Origin of the sequence: Rhizobium sp. S96, from assembly GCF_030382195.1 — a bacterium.
Taxonomy (GTDB): domain Bacteria; phylum Pseudomonadota; class Alphaproteobacteria; order Rhizobiales; family Rhizobiaceae; genus Rhizobium.
This window is the reverse complement of the sequence record NZ_JAUDRY010000006.1, coordinates 166,726-182,979: the sequence shown is the minus strand read 5'-3', so window position 1 is coordinate 182,979 and position 16,254 is coordinate 166,726. Positions and strand designations below refer to the sequence as shown.

General features: G+C 62.2%; 15 protein-coding genes. 11 read left to right on the top strand and 4 right to left on the bottom strand.

Annotation, left to right across the window (positions count from 1 at the left end; genetic code table 11):
* Positions 1-13: 13 nt before the first annotated feature.
* The 3 genes from QTL94_RS08540 to QTL94_RS08530 are packed head-to-tail and all read right to left on the bottom strand — an operon-like array spanning position 14 to position 1,573.
* Positions 14-646 carry a glutathione S-transferase family protein gene (locus QTL94_RS08540; RefSeq protein WP_289801240.1) on the bottom strand — a complete coding sequence of 211 codons (633 nt, stop codon included), beginning with the start codon at positions 644-646 and terminating at the stop codon, positions 14-16.
* The gene (locus tag QTL94_RS08535) at positions 646-1,314 is read right to left on the bottom strand and encodes a Rieske 2Fe-2S domain-containing protein (RefSeq protein ID WP_289801239.1); all 669 of its coding nucleotides are present in this window, start codon (positions 1,312-1,314) and stop codon (positions 646-648) included. Before QTL94_RS08535 ends, QTL94_RS08540 begins: the two co-directional genes overlap by 1 nt.
* 13 nt (positions 1,315-1,327) lie before the next feature.
* The gene (locus QTL94_RS08530) at positions 1,328-1,573 is read right to left on the bottom strand and encodes a hypothetical protein (RefSeq protein WP_244499529.1); all 246 of its coding nucleotides are present in this window, start codon (positions 1,571-1,573) and stop codon (positions 1,328-1,330) included.
* 440 nt (positions 1,574-2,013) lie between these two features.
* Between QTL94_RS08530 and QTL94_RS08525 the strand changes: the two genes are divergently transcribed.
* The 8 genes from QTL94_RS08525 to guaD all read left to right on the top strand — a co-directional run bounded on the left by QTL94_RS08525 (position 2,014) and on the right by guaD (position 11,782).
* Entirely contained in the window at positions 2,014-3,135 is a 1,122-nt protein-coding gene (locus QTL94_RS08525; protein WP_065692723.1) for a BMP family ABC transporter substrate-binding protein, read from the top strand.
* 74 nt (positions 3,136-3,209) lie between these two features.
* Positions 3,210-4,784: an ABC transporter ATP-binding protein gene (locus QTL94_RS08520; RefSeq protein ID WP_289801238.1), complete on the top strand. Its 1,575-nt coding sequence runs from the start codon at positions 3,210-3,212 to the stop codon at positions 4,782-4,784.
* 1 nt (position 4,785) lies between these two features.
* Positions 4,786-5,829 (top strand): ABC transporter permease, encoded by a 1,044-nt coding sequence (locus QTL94_RS08515; protein ID WP_289801237.1) that lies wholly within the window; start codon positions 4,786-4,788, stop codon positions 5,827-5,829.
* 10 nt (positions 5,830-5,839) lie between these two features.
* The gene (locus QTL94_RS08510; protein ID WP_289801236.1) at positions 5,840-6,775 is read left to right on the top strand and encodes an ABC transporter permease; all 936 of its coding nucleotides are present in this window, start codon (positions 5,840-5,842) and stop codon (positions 6,773-6,775) included.
* A gap of 15 nt (positions 6,776-6,790) precedes the next feature.
* Positions 6,791-8,191 (top strand): 8-oxoguanine deaminase, encoded by a 1,401-nt coding sequence (locus QTL94_RS08505; protein ID WP_289801235.1) that lies wholly within the window; start codon positions 6,791-6,793, stop codon positions 8,189-8,191.
* A gap of 13 nt (positions 8,192-8,204) precedes the next feature.
* Positions 8,205-9,062 carry an aromatic ring-hydroxylating oxygenase subunit alpha gene (locus QTL94_RS08500; protein WP_289801234.1) on the top strand — a complete coding sequence of 286 codons (858 nt, stop codon included), beginning with the start codon at positions 8,205-8,207 and terminating at the stop codon, positions 9,060-9,062.
* Between the two features lie 4 nt (positions 9,063-9,066).
* Positions 9,067-10,398, top strand: a complete 1,332-nt coding sequence (locus tag QTL94_RS08495) for an amidohydrolase (protein WP_289801233.1) — start codon at positions 9,067-9,069, stop codon at positions 10,396-10,398.
* A gap of 16 nt (positions 10,399-10,414) precedes the next feature.
* Positions 10,415-11,782 carry a guanine deaminase gene (gene guaD, locus QTL94_RS08490; protein ID WP_289801232.1) on the top strand — a complete coding sequence of 456 codons (1,368 nt, stop codon included), beginning with the start codon at positions 10,415-10,417 and terminating at the stop codon, positions 11,780-11,782.
* 8 nt (positions 11,783-11,790) lie between these two features.
* Here the strand turns inward: guaD and mmsB are convergent, their stop codons facing one another.
* Complete coding sequence (gene mmsB, locus QTL94_RS08485) at positions 11,791-12,666, bottom strand: 3-hydroxyisobutyrate dehydrogenase (RefSeq protein WP_289801231.1); 876 nt, start codon at positions 12,664-12,666, stop codon at positions 11,791-11,793.
* A 224-nt stretch (positions 12,667-12,890) separates the two neighbouring features.
* On the opposite strand from mmsB, the gene QTL94_RS08480 reads away from it, so the two are divergent.
* The 3 genes from QTL94_RS08480 to QTL94_RS08470 all read left to right on the top strand — a co-directional run bounded on the left by QTL94_RS08480 (position 12,891) and on the right by QTL94_RS08470 (position 16,001).
* Positions 12,891-14,078, top strand: a complete 1,188-nt coding sequence (locus tag QTL94_RS08480) for an acyl-CoA dehydrogenase (RefSeq protein WP_289801230.1) — start codon at positions 12,891-12,893, stop codon at positions 14,076-14,078.
* Between the two features lie 94 nt (positions 14,079-14,172).
* Entirely contained in the window at positions 14,173-14,631 is a 459-nt protein-coding gene (locus tag QTL94_RS08475; protein WP_289801229.1) for a DUF4126 domain-containing protein, read from the top strand.
* Positions 14,631-16,001 carry an FAD-containing oxidoreductase gene (locus QTL94_RS08470; RefSeq protein WP_289801228.1) on the top strand — a complete coding sequence of 457 codons (1,371 nt, stop codon included), beginning with the start codon at positions 14,631-14,633 and terminating at the stop codon, positions 15,999-16,001. The genes QTL94_RS08475 and QTL94_RS08470 overlap by 1 nt, the downstream gene beginning before the upstream one ends.
* Positions 16,002-16,254 lie beyond the last annotated feature (253 nt).

The following is a 16,254-nucleotide window of genomic DNA, read 5'->3' as shown; positions in this document are numbered from 1 at the left end:
TCCAATCTGAAAATCAATGGTAGTCGGGAATACCGGGCATCGTGTGGAAGCCCTTCAGGGTGCGGAACCGTCGAATCCAGCGACGCAATGCCGGATACTCGTCGTGATCGATGCCATAGTCGCGGCTGAGTGCGAAGGAAGGGAAGAGCGCCAGGTCGGCCAGCGTCGGGCCATCGCCGACGAACCATTCCTTGCCGTCGAAGTGACGCGCCGTCATATGGTCGTCCATGATGCGGAAGGCCTTTCGCGCGGCCTGCCGAAACGCCGCTGCATCGCCTGACGTGTCGAAAAGCGCCTGCAGTCGGGCCTCGACAGCAGGTGCGATCGCCGTCTCGGAGAAGCCGAGCCATTTCGCTACCGCACCGAAGGAGGCCGGTTCTTCCGGCAGCCATTGCTTGGCGGAATCGTAGGCCTTGGCGAGATAAAGCAGGATCGCAGCGGTGCCATGGAGCACAAGGTCGCCATCGCGAACGACAGGGAGTGTCCCGAGCGGGTTGAGAGCCAGCATTGCCGGTTTTTTCTGCTCGCCGCCGGGGAACATGTCGACGGCGATCGTCGTCCACTCCAGCCCCAGCATGGAGAGCGCGAGGCGCGCACGATAGCTCTGTTCGTCGAGTTCATAGTTGTAGAGCGTGATATCAGACATCAGGCGACCTCCGCCACGCGTTGCGCGGCCTCAAGCTCGAACCGCAAGCCTTCGGCCCATTGCGCATAATGTTTCTGCTTCGCGCCGCCATAAACCGCAGCGGAACCGCAAAGGACGATATGAACGGCAGTCTTGCCCTCGGTCGTCGCCTGAAATGCGAGGAACAGTGTATCGTCGCCAGACACGATCTTGCCGGCATTGGCGGCAATGCGGGTAATTCCGGCCTGTTCGAACGCCGCAAATACGTCATCGACCGGGCGATCAACATAAAGGCTCCTGACCGGCGTGATCTCGGTCGCATCGGCATCCGGGAGCGCGATGTCGGTCGCCGTCGTCGTCCAGATGATGCCGTACTTCTCCTCGACCCGGTAGATCGGTACCTTGATCGTTTGCGGGACGTCGAGCGTGGGGTGGGCCGGGATGTAGCGGCACTGTCCTGCCGTATCGTACTGCCAGCCATGATAGAGGCAGGCGATGTGATCGCCGCGGACGAACCCGAAGCTCAGGCGCATGCCGCGGTGCGGACAGCGATCCTCCCAGGCATGTGCATTGCCGCTGTTGTCGCGCCAGACGACGATTTCGCTGCCCTCGATCGTCGCGCCTGCCGATGTTCCGGCTTCGATCGACGAGGACAGCCCGACTGGCACCCATCCCTCATTCAGTTTCATAGTCCACTCCTGTTCACGCGGTTGCGCGCTCGATATCGAGAATGATGCAATCGTAGGGGCCGAGGCTGCAGGCCATTTCGAACGCGTCGACCAGATCTTCCTGTCCCCTGACCGACAGGGTGGCCGACGCGGTGTCGCAAGCGCCCATGCTGATCTCCAGATCCAGCCGTCGGGCGCGGTGAAGCGCGAACTCGGTGAAGCTCTCGCACACCATCTGTCCCCGGAAGGTAAAATGTGCGCCTTGAATTATACCGGACATTGCTCGCCCATCGTCTGCACTCTGCCTCTTCCTGCGCTCAAAATTAGAGCGTAATGCATAAAAAATAATCATGCTTTACTTTTGGGCATTTTACGCATTGTCTGGAACGAAATTCAAGCCACTTTCCGTTCCGCCTTGTTGCCTTTTGCGCATCGGCATCATCAGAAAATTCGCTCTATTCGGAACATTGGCGATTTGCCAGTCTCGCCTCGTCTCGACGTTTCCGGCCTGAAAAGGCCTTGAGCGGAGGATATTTCGCAACGTCGCCGTCCAGATGCCAGCAGCGTCCGGCCGAGCCCGGAAAGCCACTCTTTAGGCTTTGCGCGGGACGAGTCGGTTGGTGTGCGGGAACTGGCATAATTGTTGCGTGGAAGACAACAGGGCCGAACGGTCACAGATCATAAGCGCGGTCGTCCGCGTCAAAACCAGAAGGGGATCACATGATTGACTTGCGTACGCTTTCCCGCCGCGGATTTCTGAACATGAGTGCTGCCGGTGCAGCGGCAATGATGCTTCCGGCCGGCCTCGCCCGGCAGGCTCTCGCCGCCTCGCCGCTGCCTGCGATCAAGGAAGAAGACGCCGTCATCGGCTTCGGACATGTCGGGCCGATCTCCGACGAAGGCTGGACATGGGCGCACCATCAGGGCCTGCTGGCCGTCAAGGAAGCCTATCCGAAGCTCAAGAAGATCCTCGAAGTCGAAAACATCCCCTACTCTGCCGACGCCACGCGCACCTATCGCCAGTTCGTCTCCGAAGGCGCGAACATGATCTTCGACACGTCCTCGAATGGCGACTTCCTACATGAAGTGGTCAAGCGCGCGACGGATGTGGCCTTCATGGAGTGCAACGGCCACATCACGATGGACAATCTCGGCTGGTACTACCTTGCCCACTGGTATCCGACTTATGTCCTCGGCGTTGCCGCTGGCCATCTGTCGAAGACCGGCAAGCTCGGCTATGTCGCCTCCTTCCCGGTTGCTTCCGTCTACGCTTCGACCAATGCCTTCCTGATGGGCGCGCGCACCGTCAACCCGAATGCAACGGTGCAGACGATCGTCATCAACTCCTGGTTCGACCCGCAGGCGGCAACGCAGGCCGGTACGGCCTTGATCGACAATGGCTGCGACTTCCTCTTCGGCATCATGGACGAAGCCGGCTATCTGCAGGTCGCAGAAAAGCGCGGCGTCTGGGCGGCCATGTGGAACACCGATATCCGTCGTTATGGCCCGAACTCCTACGTCTCGTCGATCCTGATCGACTTCACCAAGTTCTACGTCGATCAGGTCGGCAAGCGTCTTGCCGGCACCTGGGCGCCGAGCGAGCAGCTGTTTGCGATGGGCGCCGGCGTTGACCGCGACAAGTGGGGCGAGAAGGTTCCGGCAGACGTCGCCGCCGCGGCCGATGCCGTGCGTGAAAAGATCATGGGCGGCTGGTCGCCGTTCACCGGCGAGCTGAAGGATTCCACCGGCAAGGTGCGTGTCGCTGCCGGACAGACGATGACCGAACTCGAGCTCTATAACTGGGATTGGTCGGTCGAGGGTGTGACCGGCCTTACCTCCTGATCTGGCCTCCCAAGCCAAGAGCCCGGCCGCTCCAGCCGGCCGGGCTCCCCGCCTTCAAGCTCTGGTGCCATTCCATGACTGAAAATGCGACCCGTTACACGCCCCCTGCGGGGTCCCCGCCTCTCGTCCAGCTGAAGGGCATCGCGAAGTACTTTCCAGGCGTCATCGCCAACGAGAATGTCGATCTGGACGTCATGCCGGGCGAAATCCATGCCCTGCTCGGCGAAAACGGTGCCGGCAAATCGACGCTGATGAACATCCTGACCGGCATCTACCAGCCGGACGCGGGCGAGATCATCATCGACGGCTATGCCAAGGAATTTGCAACGCCGCTGCAGGCAATCGCATCAGGCATCGGCATGGTGCATCAGCATTTCAAGCTGGTTCAGGCTTTCACGGTTGCCGAGAACATCCATCTTGGCTGGTCGCAAACGCCGCGCCGCGCCTCCGCGCAGGTGCTGGAGCAGCGCACCGCCGCCCTGGCCGAGAAATTCAATCTCAAGACCCATCCGGGCGCCCGCGTCAGCGATCTGTCGACCGGTGAACAGCAGCGCGTCGAGATCCTGCGCGTTCTCGCCAGACAGGCACGAGTTCTCGTCCTCGACGAGCCGACAGCCGTTTTGACGCCGGCCGAAGCGCGCGAACTGTTCAAGGCGTTGCGCGAGTTCGTGGCCGCCGGCAATGCCGTCATCTTCATCAGCCACAAGCTGGACGAAGTCCTGGAGATTTCCGACCGCATCAGCATTCTGCGCGGCGGGCGCAAGATCGCCACTGAAAACACGGCCGACTGCAACCCGCGCATGCTTGCCAAGCTCATGGTTGGCCGTGACATCGTGCTGGCCGACATGCGCCAGCGCCCGCCGGGGGCGGCCCCAATGTCGGCGCGGCCTGTCCTTTCCCTCGAAAACGTCTCGGCGATTGGCGACGGCGGCAACGAAGCGCTGCATGGCATCTCGCTAGATGTCCGGGCTGGCGAGATCGTCGGCGTCGCGGGTGTCGCCGGCAACGGTCAGCGCGAGCTCAGCCAAGTCCTGACCGGCATCCGCCCGGTGAGCGCCGGCCGGATCCTGATTGCCGGCAAACCGGTCGACAAGAGCAATGCCGCCGCCTTTGCCGAAAGCGGGATCGGTCATATTCCCGAAGACCGTCTGCATAGCGGCCTTGCACCGGCGTTGAGCATCACCGTCAACGCCGTGATGCGCGAATACAAGAAGCCGCCGGTTTCATCAGGCGGAAGCTACAAGCCGGGCGCGGCAACGGCGCTTGCCAAGGAGATCGCCTCGGCGGCCGAGGTGGCCATTCCCGATTTCGCGATGCCGATCCGCAATCTGTCGGGTGGCAACCAGCAGCGCCTTGTCGCCCGGCGCGAGATGCGCATTGCCGACAAGGTTCTGATCGCCGCCTATCCGAGCCGTGGCCTCGACGTCGGCGCGATCAACACGATGCTGCGCTACATCGTCGAGCTACGCGATGCCGGCGCCGGCATCATTCTGATTTCCGAGGAACTCGAAGAGCTGCTCAACCTCTCCGACCGCATTGCAGTGCTTTATGAAGGGAAGATCATGGGGATCGTCGACAACGACAAGACCGACATCGACGAAATCGGCCTGCTGATGGGTGGCCGTACCCAGGTCCGTGAGGTCGCATAGCATGGCAGGTTCCTTCCGTTTGCAGCGCCTGCCATCCGCCTCGCCCGGCATCGCGCTGGCTGCGCGCGCCGCCGCCATCGTTCTGGCGCTCGTCTTTGCCGGCATCATTCTGGCGATGACCGGTGCCAATCCGGTTGAACTCGCTTCCGAGGTCGTCGACGCCAGCTTCGGTTCCAGCTTCGGCATGGAAGACCTCGGCGTTCTCGTCATTCCGCTGATCCTGACCGGTCTGTCGGTTGCCGTCGCGCAGCAGATCGGTGCCTGGAACATCGGCGCGGAAGGGCAGTTCTATGCCGGTGCCTTTGCTGCCGCAGCCGTCGGCCTCTTCGTGCCGGGACCGCCTGCACTCATTCTTGTGCTGATGTTTGTCGCCGGCCTAGTTGGCGGCGCCGTCTGGATCCTCGTGCCGACACTGGCGCGCGCCTATGCCAACGTCAACGAACTGATCACCACGCTGCTGTTGAACTTCGTGGCGATCTTGCTCGTCTATTTCGTCTCCACCAACGCCTGGCGCGACAAGATGGCGAATTCGGCGACGCCGCGCCTTTCCGCCGAAATCCCGGAGTTATGGGGTTCGATCCATTGGGGTCTGCCGATCGCAATTCTTGTGGCCCTGCTTGTCGCCGGTCTGCTTGCCTTCTCCCGCTGGGGCTATGAAGTCCGCCTCGTCGGCTCCAATCCGTCGGCTGCGAAATATGCGGGCATGCCGGTGCGCCGCCACCTGATCACCGTCATGCTGCTTTCGGGCGCGATCGCCGGCCTTGCCGGCATGCTGGAGATCGCCGGCACGGTGCACCGTCTGCAGGGCGGCATTTCCAACAATTACGGCTACCTCGGCATCATGGTGGCTGTGCTTGCCAGAAGCTCCGCCGTCGGCGTGATCTTCTCGGCCGCACTGATGGCCTTCATCTTGAACTCCGGCATCATCCTGCAGACGCAGGGCCTGACGACCTCGACGGTTCTGGCAATTACCGGCCTCATACTGTTTCTGACGGCAATTGGCGACGAGCTCGCCCATTACCGCATCGCGCGCGACAAGGCTTGAGGAGAGCGACATGGATCTTTTGACCGGCCTCTTCACCACGGCCTTCCTGGCAGGCGGCGTCCTGGCGCTCGCGGCGCTCGGCGAGGTTCTTGCCGAACGCGTCGGCGTCGTCAATTTGGGCGTCGAAGGCCTGATGGCGATGGGCGCGCTGACGGCAATCGCAACCGTTGCCGCGGTACCGTCGCCAACGGTCGGCTTCATTGCCGCTCTCGCCGTCGGCGCCCTGTTCGGTGCGCTGTTTGCATTCGCGACCGTCATCCTGCGTGCCAATCAGGTGCTCTGTGGCCTGGCACTGACGCTGATGGGCAGCGGCATCGCGTCTACCATCGGGCGGGCCTATTCCGGCATGCCGGCGCGCGCCACCTTCGCACCGATCGAGGTGCCGCTCCTGAGCAAGATCCCGGTCATCGGACCGGCCTTCTTCTCGCAGAACATTCTTCTGTACCTGATCTTCATTATCCTGCCGGTCGGTCTGAGCTACATCATGTTCCGCACCCGTCATGGTCTTAACCTGCGCGCGGTGGGAGAAAATCCGGCTGCTGCCGATGCGGCCGGCATTCCGGTCAATCTGATCCGCTTCGCCTATGTCACCGCCGGTTCGGCACTGGCAGCCGGCGCCGGGGCCTATCTCACGCTTACCTTCGTGCCGTCATGGTCGGACGGCGTCGTCGCCGGTCGCGGGTGGATTGCCGTCGCACTTGTCATTTTCGCCGGGTACCGGCCGATCCCTGCGGTCCTCTCGGGCCTGCTCTTCGGCTTCATCACCGCACTCGGCTTTGTCGGTCAGGCGCGTGGCTGGCCGATTGCGCCTGCCTTCCTTTCCATGCTGCCCTACGTCGGCACCATGGCCTTCATCATCGTGCCGGTGCTCGCCTGGCAGCGCATGCGTCGGATCATGGCGGCGCCCGCCGCGATCGGCGTGCCCTACTATCGCGACATCAGATAAAATACCGGGAATGCCATGAGTACCCTGCTTGTAAAGAACATTGCCTACCTCGCGACCTTCGACGATGACGCCCGCGAGGTGAAGGATGGCGCATTGCTGGTGCGCGACAACGTGATCGAGGCCGTCGGCACGATGGCGGAGCTCGAAGGCGTGTCGGCGGATCGCGTGCTCGATCTTTCCGGCCATATCGTGATGCCCGGCATGGTGAATATTCACCACCACATGTACCAGAACCTCACCCGCGTCATGGTGCAGGATGACGAGCTGCTGGTCTGGCTGAAGACGCTCTACCCGATCTGGTCGGCGCTCGACGATCATGCGATTGGCGTCTCGGCCCGCGTGGCCATGGCCGAGCTGATCGCGTCGGGCTGCACGACGAGCTCCGATCATCTCTACATCCTGCCGAACAACTGCACGCTCGATGCAACCATCGATGCGGCCCAGGATCTTGGGCTGCGTTTCCACGCTGCGCGGGGCGCCATGTCGCGCGGCCAGAGCCAGGGTGGATTGCCGCCGGACAATTGCGTCGAGAAGGAAGAGGACATCCTCAAGGACGCGGAGCGGCTGATCTACAGCTATCACGACAATTCGCGCCATTCGATGAGCCGTATCATCCTTGCCCCTTGCTCACCGTTTTCGGTGACGCCGGGCCTGATGAAGGATGCAGCAGGTCTTGCCCGCGCCCACAAGGGTGTTCATCTGCACTCGCATCTGGCCGAAGACCTCTTCGAGGAGGACTACTGCCACGATGTCTACGGCATGCGCTCGGTGGGTTTCGCCGAATCCGTGGGCTGGCTGGGGCCAGACGTCTGGTTTGCACACTCGATCTTCATGACATCGGACGAGATCAGGCTGTTTGCGGATTCCGGAACCGGTGTCGCCCATTGCCCCTCCGCCAACATGCGCTGTGGACAAGGCATCGCCAAGATCCGGGAAATGCTCGATCTCGGCGTCAATGTCGGCCTCGGCGTTGACGGCTCTGCTTCCAACGATACCTCGAACATGTTCATGGAAGCCCGCCTTGCCATGATGCTGCAGCGTGTCGCGCCAAACAAGTATCTCTCCGAAACGCCCGGCGGACGCGGCGGTTTCGGCGGTACGCCGAAGGCATTGTCGGCCCGCGAGGCGCTGACGATGGCCACGCGCGGCGGCGCAAAAATCCTCGGCCGCGACGATATCGGCTATCTCGCGCCCGGGATGAGTGCCGACTTCATCGCCGTGAAGCTGAACCAGCTAGGCCTCTCCGGCACGCAGCGCGATCCTTTGGCGGCCCTCGTTATGTGCGGCCCGTTCAAGGTCGACTACTCCTTCATCAACGGCCGCGAGATCATCGCTGACGGCCAGTTCCGCCATTTGGATGTGGACGGATTGCTGGCAAGCCACCAAACTGTGATGGATCGTATCTATGACCAATGAAAGCGAGCGTCCTATGAGTCAATGTTCGGATAAGGCAGCCCTCGACCAGTGGTATCCGCTCGGCACCGAGACGGAGATTGCATACGGTCACTCCACCACGCGCCTGCTCGGCACCGATCTCTCCCTGGAGAGATCGCCGGACGGAACGGTGACCGTGATGGCGGAAGGCCGTGCTGGGCCTCTTCCTATCATCAAGCGCTTCGGCCTTGTCTGGGCAACGCTTGGCGAACCCAATGGCGGCCTGTTCGCGCTTCCGGAGGCCGACGAGGAGGACCGCCGCGTGGTCAATTGCGGTGCGGTCATGGTGCGCGCTTCCGGGCTTCGCATCATCGAGAACTTTCTCGACATGGCGCATTTCCCGTTCGTTCACACGGACATCCTGGGCGCTGAGCCACATACCGAGGTGATGCACTACAACGCCGAGATCCGTCGCGACGTCGATGAAGTCTGGGCGACCAACTGCCAGTTCTTCCAGCCGCAGGCAGCCCTTTCGGCCAAGGACGGCATCATGACGGACTACATCTACCGGGTCATGACGCCGTTCACGACACTGCTCTACAAGACCTGCCCGAACTCTGCCAATCGCTCGGATGTGATCTGCCTGTTCGTACAGCCGCTCGAGCCGGATCGCTGCATCGCTCATCCTGTGATGTTCCTGATCGACGATGTCTCGACCACCACCGAGCTTGTGCATTTCCAGCAGCTGATCTTCCTGCAGGACCGCATCATCCTCGAAAACCAGCGTCCATCGCTGCTGCCGATGGAAGCCCGGGCGGAGATCCCGACGCGCGCCGATGCAAGCTCGATCGCCTATCGCCGCTGGCTGAAGGAGAAGGGCATCACCTACGGCACGACCGCGATGGCAGCCTGACGGTATGCCCCATCCCGATATCGCCATTATCAACGCCACCATCCTGCCGATGGGCGGCGCGGAGAAGATTACCAACGGCAGCCTGACGATCACGGGCGACAGCATCACGGCGATGGGGCCAGCGGCTTCGGTGCCAACGGACGACGCGAGGAAAGTGATCGACGCAAGGGGACGCGTCGTCATGCCGGGCTTCGTCAATTGCCACACCCACATCGCCTCCAACATGCTGCTGCGTGGCCTGTTGGAGGACGTGCAGCTCTTCGAGTGGCTGCAGACGATGTGGCAGCTCAAGCGCGATTTCGATGAAGAGACGCTTTACTGGGCGAGCCTCATGGGTCTCGTCGAGATGGCCAGGGCCGGCATCACGACCTTCAACGAGCATTTCGACGCCTATCGGGTGGCACCTCAGATTGCCGCGCTCGGCAAGCTGCCGTTGCGGGCCACGCTCGGCTACGGCTTTGCCGATCGCGGTCTTTACGCGCCGATCACCGACTGGTCGTGGAAGGCGCTCCACGGCTTTGGCGATACGGTCGCCCGGCATCACAGGAGCGGCAACGATCGCATCCACGTCGCTCTCTCGCCGCATTCGCCGTACTCATGCGGCGCGGAGATGTTCAAGCTTGTCCGCGAGGTCGCTGACGCCCAGAAAGTGGTGATCCATACCCATCTGGCCGAGGGACCGCAGGAGGTGGCGTATGTGAAGGAGACCTATGGCACGACGCCCATGCAATGGGTGCATTCGCTGGGTTTCCTTGGGCCGGACGTGACCGCTGCTCATTGCACCCAACTCACCGACGACGATATCCGCATCATGGCGCAAACGGGCACGAAGATCGCCCATTGCCCGTGCTGCAATGCCAAGCTCAACTCCGGTACGTTGCGTTTGCGCGCTGTTCGCGAGGCGGGTGTGACGGTGGGGCTGGCGACGGATGGCCCCGCCAGCCACAACTCCTTGGACATGTTCCAGGAGATGAAATTTGCCGGCATGATCCACAAGGACAAGACGGGCGACGTGGAGTTCCTGAAGACAAACGAACTTCTGGAAATGGCGACCACAGGAGCCGCCGCGGCGATGAACCGCCCGGAAACAGGCAGGCTGGCGCCTGGCATGAAGGCCGATGTGATCATTGTTGATCTTGACCGGCCCCACTGCCTGCCCGTCTATGACGAGGCGGCCGCGCTTGTCTACTCGGCCCGCGCCGACGATGTGGTGACGACCATATGCGACGGGCGGATTGTGATGGAAGACCACATGCTTCCTGGTATAGACGAGACGGAAATCCGACATAGATTTCGTGAGGGCGCGCTCGCGCTCAGACATCGAAGCCTGGACTGAATTTAAGGACATTGCTGTGGATTTGCGTAACAAGACGCTCTGCGCCTCCGGCTTTCACGCCCCGGAACGCGGACATATCGACATATTGGAAGACGTTCTCATCGATATCGGCGCCGATGGCGCGATCAAGGCCATCCATCGGCCGGGCGAGCCGAACTACCGCAGCATTCGCGACGCCCGTGAGGAGACTGGAGAGCTGGTTGTGCTGCCCTCCGGTTCGTATCTCCTGCCTGGTTTTGTCGATCTTCACGTGCATGCGCCACAATACCCGCAGCTGGGAAGCGCGCTCGATGTGCCGCTGGAAGTCTGGCTGCAGCAGTACACCTTTCCGCTGGAAGCAAAGTACCAGGACATGTCCTTCGCAAAGCGAAGCTATGGACTTCTTGTCGACGACCTTCTGGCGAATGGCACCACGACAGCGCTTTATTTCGCGACCATTCATCAGGAAGCGACCCGTGCCCTCGTGGATGTGTGCCTCGAGAAAGGCCAGCGCGCGCTGGTCGGCAAGGTGGCAATGGATAATGCCGACGAATGCCCGGAATACTATCGCGATGCTTCTCCGCAGGCTGCTGTGGAGGGGACGCGTCAGTTGATCGACTATGTCCGCGCGCATCCTGATAATGGCGAGGGGCGCGTGCTGCCTGTGGTGACACCGCGGTTCATTCCATCCTGCACCGATGCGACGCTCGAGGGGCTGGGGGAACTGGTGAAGGAATGCGGTTGCCACGTGCAGACGCATTGCTCGGAAAGCGACTGGGCGCATGGCTACGTCCTCTCCCGCTACGGCGTGACAGATGCGGCAGCGCTTGACCGCTTTGGTCTGCTCGGCCGCCGCAGCGTTCTTGCCCACGCGAACTTCCTGACCGCCGAAGACATGGAGCGAGTTCGCATGCGCGAAGCGGCGATCGCGCATTGCCCGCTGTCGAACGTCTATTTCGCCAACGCCGTTTTTCCGCTGCGCGCTGCGCTCGACAAGGGCATCCATGTGGGTCTCGGAACCGATATTTCGGGCGGCCCGAGTGCGTCTATGCTCGAGAATTGCCGCGGCGCCATCCTCATGTCGCGAGCATTGGAAACAGGTGTCGATCCGCGTCTCGACGCGACGACGCGTTCGACCTTCGGTCCCGCGCAGATCGATTTTCGCGATGCCTTCCATATCGCCACCGCCGGCGGCGGCATTGCGCTTGACCTGCCTGTGGGCCAGTTCAAGCCCGGCTACCTCTTCGACGCGATCGTCATCGACACGAAGGCGGAAAAGGGATCGGTGCGGCTGTTTGACGAACTGGATGCCGGCGAACAGATCTTGCAGAAGATCATCTACACCGCCTCCAAGCCGAATATCGCGTCCACCTGGGTTGGCGGGCTACATGTCCGGCTGCCCTGAGCGGATTGTCAGCCGCGCAGCATCTCGATGATGGCCGAAAAATCGCGGTCGGCGTTCCCTTGCTTTGCGAAAAGCGCATAGAGCTGGGCCGCCTCGGCGCCGAGTGGCGTCGAGGCTCCCGTCGACAGGGCCGCCTCCTGCGACAGGCGCAGGTCCTTCAACATCAGCGCGGCGGCAAAGCCCGGTTTGTAGTCGTTGTTGGCGGGCGAGGTCGGTACCGGGCCGGGGACAGGGCAATAGGTGCTGATCGACCAGCATTGGCCCGAAGAGGTCGAGGCGACATCGAAAAGCGCCTGGCTCGAAAGGCCGAGCTTTTCGCCGAGCGCAAAGGCTTCACAGACGCCGATCATCGAGATGCCAAGGATCATGTTGTTGCAGATCTTGGCCGCCTGCCCGGCGCCGGCTTCTCCGCAATGAACGATCTTCTTGCCCATCGCCTTAAGGATCGGTTTTGCCCTGGCAAAGCTTTCCTGTAGGCCGCCGGCCATGAAGGTCAGTGTGCCGGCGGCCGCGCCACTGGTGCCGCCGGAAACCGGCGCATCGAGCGAGAGACAGCCGACAGCCGCTGCCATCTCATGCGCCTTGCGAGCACTGTCGACGTCGATCGTCGAGCAGTCGATCACCAGCGTTCCCTTCGGGATGGCGCGCAGGATATCCGTCCAGGCGCTCAGCACGTGCTTGCCCTGCGGCAGCATGGTGATGATGGTCTGCGCGTCGGCAACGGCCTGGCTGATATGGCTTGCCGGCTGGACGCCACTGGCTTCGGCAGCCTGCAGCATGGGCGCCGCGAGATCGAAGCCCATCACCTCATGTCCTGCCTTGACGAGGTTTGCCGCCATGGGCCTGCCCATGTTGCCGAGGCCGATGAACGCGATCTTTGCCATGCCATTCTCCCTGTCTGTCGTCGGCGGCCCCAGGTGCTTTCATGTGGTCGGTACAGATTGACAATTAGGGCGAACCAAGACGTTGGGCAGGTGAAGCGCCGCGAGAAAACGCGCCCCATCCACAAGCATAGCCGCGGCGCCGGCGCGTGTTGACGCGTCCTTTCCGCAGGGCTATGCCGAATGGACGTCGGCGTTGCCCGACCAAGTGCGGAGGAGGATGAAACATGAAGCATACCCGCGAGATCTTCGATTGGGCCGACCCCTTCCGACTTGTCGAGCAATTGACCGACGAAGAGCGCATGGTGCTCGACACGGCGCATGGCTATGCGCAAGAGAAGCTTGCTCCCCGCGTGCTCGAGGCCTTCCGACATGAGAAGACAGACCCGACGATCTTTCGCGAGATGGGCGAGCTCGGCTTGCTCGGGCCAACGATCGCGCCGGAGTATGGCGGGGCGGGCCTTGGCTATGTCGCCTATGGTCTGATCGCCCGCGAAGTCGAGCGTGTCGACAGCGGTTACCGTTCGATGATGAGCGTTCAGTCCTCCCTCGTCATGGTGCCGATCGATGCCTTTGGCTCGGAAGCGCAGAAGCAGAAATACCTGCCGAAACTCGCTACCGGCGAATGGATCGGCTGCTTCGGACTGACCGAACCAAACCATGGCTCTGATCCGGGTTCGATGGTGACGCGCGCCCGAAAGGTCGATGGCGGCTACACCCTGACGGGTGCCAAGACATGGATCTCCAACGCGCCGATCGCCGATGTCTTCGTTGTCTGGGCGAAGACCGAGGACGGCGTGATCCGCGGCTTCATTCTCGAGAAGGGCTGGAAGGGTCTGACGGCTCCCGCGATCCACGGCAAGGTGGGCCTGCGCGCCTCGATTACCGGCGAAGTGGTGATGGATGGGGTCTTCGTTCCCGAAGAGAACCTGCTGCCAAACGTCACCGGCCTGAAGGGGCCGTTCACATGCCTCAACTCCGCCCGCTTCGGAATTGCCTGGGGTGCGCTGGGCGCTGCCGAGGATTGCTATGCCAAGGCCCGTCAGTACACGCTGGACCGCAAGCAATTCGACCGTCCCCTCGCCGCCAACCAGCTGATCCAGAAAAAGCTCGCCGATATGGCCACGGAAATCACGCTTGGGCTTCAGGGTTGCCTGCGGCTCGGCCGCATGAAGGAGGACGGGCATCCGCCGGTCGAGCTGACCTCGATCGTCAAGCGCAACAGCTGCGGCAAGGCGCTGGAGATTGCCCGGCTTGCTCGCGACATGCTCGGCGGTAACGGGATTTCCGACGAGTTCGGCGTGGCGCGTCATCTCGTCAATCTCGAGGTGGTCAACACCTACGAGGGAACCCATGACATCCATGCGCTGATCCTCGGCCGCGCCATCACCGGCATTGCCGCCTTCGCGAATTAAGGCGCGATCGTCGCCGGGAAATTGAATCCTGCGGGACAATGTGCAAGCTTCTCCTGACCACGCGCGATCGTGGCGTGGCAGGGGGAAATTGCACATGCTTCTGGCCTTCGCATTTCTGATCGGTATCGTCGCCGGCCTTAGAGCCATGACCGCTCCCGCCGCTGTTGCCTGGGGTGCCGCACTCGGGTGGTTCGACGTCTCGCAGACGTCGCTGGCCTTCATGGGCTTCAAGTGGACCCCGTGGGTCTTCACCCTGCTCGCGATCGTGGAACTGATCACCGACCAGCTGCCGTCGACGCCATCGCGAAAGGTGCCGGTACAATTCAGCGCCCGGATCGTCATGGGCGCGCTTACCGGAGCCACGATCGGCGTGTCCGGCGGCTTGCTGGTTGGCGGCCTGATTGCCGGCATCATAGGCGCCATCGTCGGTACGCTTGGCGGGGCGGCGGCGCGCGCCAGGCTGGCTGCCGCCTTCGGCAAGGATGCACCAGCTGCGATCACCGAAGATATCATTGCCGTTGTCGGCGCTCTTCTGATCGTGGGAGCCGTCTGATGCCTGGTTTCGACGCAATCGTCATCGGTGCCGGGCAATCGGGACCGTTCCTTGCCGCGCGCATGGTGGAAAAGGGCATGAAGGTGGCCCTGATCGAGCGCAAGTTTCTCGGTGGGACCTGCGTCAATGCCGGCTGCATGCCGACAAAGACGCTGGTGGCCAGCGCCCGGGCCGCCCATGTCGCCAGGCGGGCCGCCGACTACGGCGTGACGATCGCCGGCGAAATCGGCATCGATATGAACGTCGTGCGCAAGCGGGCGGAGACGGTCACGATGAACGCCCGCAACGGGCTGATCAGCTGGTTCGATGCCATGGAGGGTATGACCGTCATATATGGCCAAGCGCGTTTCGAAGATGCGAGGACCGTTGTCGTCAATGGCGAAAGACTGACGGCGCCGCGCATTTTCCTCAATGTCGGCGCCCGCCCGACCATCCCCGACATGCCGGGGCTTTCCGATATCAGCTATCTGACGAGCACCTCGATCATCCATCTCGACGTGTTGCCCAGGCATCTGGCGGTGATTGGCGGCAGCTATATCGGCCTCGAGTTCGCGCAGATGTATCGCCGCTTCGGGGCCGAGGTGACTGTTATCGAGCGCGGCCCGAAGCTTGCGCCGCGCGAGGATGAGGATGTCTCCGACGCGATAGCCGACATCCTGCGTGACGAGGGAATTAGCGTCCACACGAATGCCGATGGTATTGCCTTTGCGCGGGCAAGCGACGGAATTTCGGTCAAGGTCGGCGCCGGTGTTCCTGACATTGACGTGAGCCATGTGCTGATCGCCACCGGGCGCACGCCGAACACCGACGACCTCGGCCTGGATCGAGCCGGGGTCGCGACCGACAAACGCGGCTATATCACCGTTGATGACACGCTTGCCACCAATGTCGACGGCATATGGGCTCTCGGTGATTGCAACGGCCACGGCGCCTTCACGCATACGTCCTATAACGACTTCGAGATCGCCGCGGCCAACCTGCTGGACGGCGAGAGCAGGAAGCTCAGCGACCGGATCCTGGCCTATGCGCTCTACATCGATCCGCCGCTCGGCCGCGTCGGGATGACGGAAAAGCAGGCGCGCGCTTCTGGTCGCAGGATCATGATCTCCACCCGGCCAATGAGCCGCGTCGGCCGAGCCAATGAACGCGGCGAGACCAAGGGCTTCATGAAGGTGATCGCGGACGCCGACAGCCAGCAGATTCTCGGCGCTGCTATTCTCGGCATCGAGGGTGACGAGGCGATCCACGGGTTTATCGACGCGATGAACGCAAAGGCGCCCTACCCGGTCCTCAAATGGGCGGTCCCGATCCATCCGACAGTCTCGGAAATCATTCCAACCTTGCTGGGAGACATGAAGATCGTGCAGTGACCGGCAGCTCGCCGAGCACGCCGTGGCGATCACGCGGCCTCAAGGAGCCCGTGGCTTGAGCATGGCATTCACTCGGACGAGGCGTTGGAAATTGCCGCGTTGGAGTAAACAAGAATGGCGCTTTCCAGCGCCCCGTTCGGCGGTTTTTGCGCGCAACTCCGGCTCCTCTGCATTTCTTCGGGAAAGTGTCGCTTGCCCTTGGAACCTTGTGTGCCACACAGGCACGTCCGAAGCGAAACTCGGGCTGCGTTGC

Excerpts from the sequence above, each read along its gene's own strand:
- QTL94_RS08540 (WP_289801240.1), bottom strand. The coding sequence starts at position 646 with ATGTCTGATATCACGCTCTACAACTATGAACTCGACGAACAGAGCTAT.
- QTL94_RS08535 (WP_289801239.1), bottom strand. The coding sequence starts at position 1,314 with ATGAAACTGAATGAGGGATGGGTGCCAGTCGGGCTGTCCTCGTCGATC.
- QTL94_RS08530 (WP_244499529.1), bottom strand. The coding sequence starts at position 1,573 with ATGTCCGGTATAATTCAAGGCGCACATTTTACCTTCCGGGGACAGATG.
- QTL94_RS08525 (WP_065692723.1), top strand. The coding sequence starts at position 2,014 with ATGATTGACTTGCGTACGCTTTCCCGCCGCGGATTTCTGAACATGAGT.
- QTL94_RS08520 (WP_289801238.1), top strand. The coding sequence starts at position 3,210 with ATGACTGAAAATGCGACCCGTTACACGCCCCCTGCGGGGTCCCCGCCT.
- QTL94_RS08515 (WP_289801237.1), top strand. The coding sequence starts at position 4,786 with ATGGCAGGTTCCTTCCGTTTGCAGCGCCTGCCATCCGCCTCGCCCGGC.
- QTL94_RS08510 (WP_289801236.1), top strand. The coding sequence starts at position 5,840 with ATGGATCTTTTGACCGGCCTCTTCACCACGGCCTTCCTGGCAGGCGGC.
- QTL94_RS08505 (WP_289801235.1), top strand. The coding sequence starts at position 6,791 with ATGAGTACCCTGCTTGTAAAGAACATTGCCTACCTCGCGACCTTCGAC.
- QTL94_RS08500 (WP_289801234.1), top strand. The coding sequence starts at position 8,205 with ATGAGTCAATGTTCGGATAAGGCAGCCCTCGACCAGTGGTATCCGCTC.
- QTL94_RS08495 (WP_289801233.1), top strand. The coding sequence starts at position 9,067 with ATGCCCCATCCCGATATCGCCATTATCAACGCCACCATCCTGCCGATG.
- mmsB (WP_289801231.1), bottom strand. The coding sequence starts at position 12,666 with ATGGCAAAGATCGCGTTCATCGGCCTCGGCAACATGGGCAGGCCCATG.
- QTL94_RS08480 (WP_289801230.1), top strand. The coding sequence starts at position 12,891 with ATGAAGCATACCCGCGAGATCTTCGATTGGGCCGACCCCTTCCGACTT.
- QTL94_RS08475 (WP_289801229.1), top strand. The coding sequence starts at position 14,173 with ATGCTTCTGGCCTTCGCATTTCTGATCGGTATCGTCGCCGGCCTTAGA.
- QTL94_RS08470 (WP_289801228.1), top strand. The coding sequence starts at position 14,631 with ATGCCTGGTTTCGACGCAATCGTCATCGGTGCCGGGCAATCGGGACCG.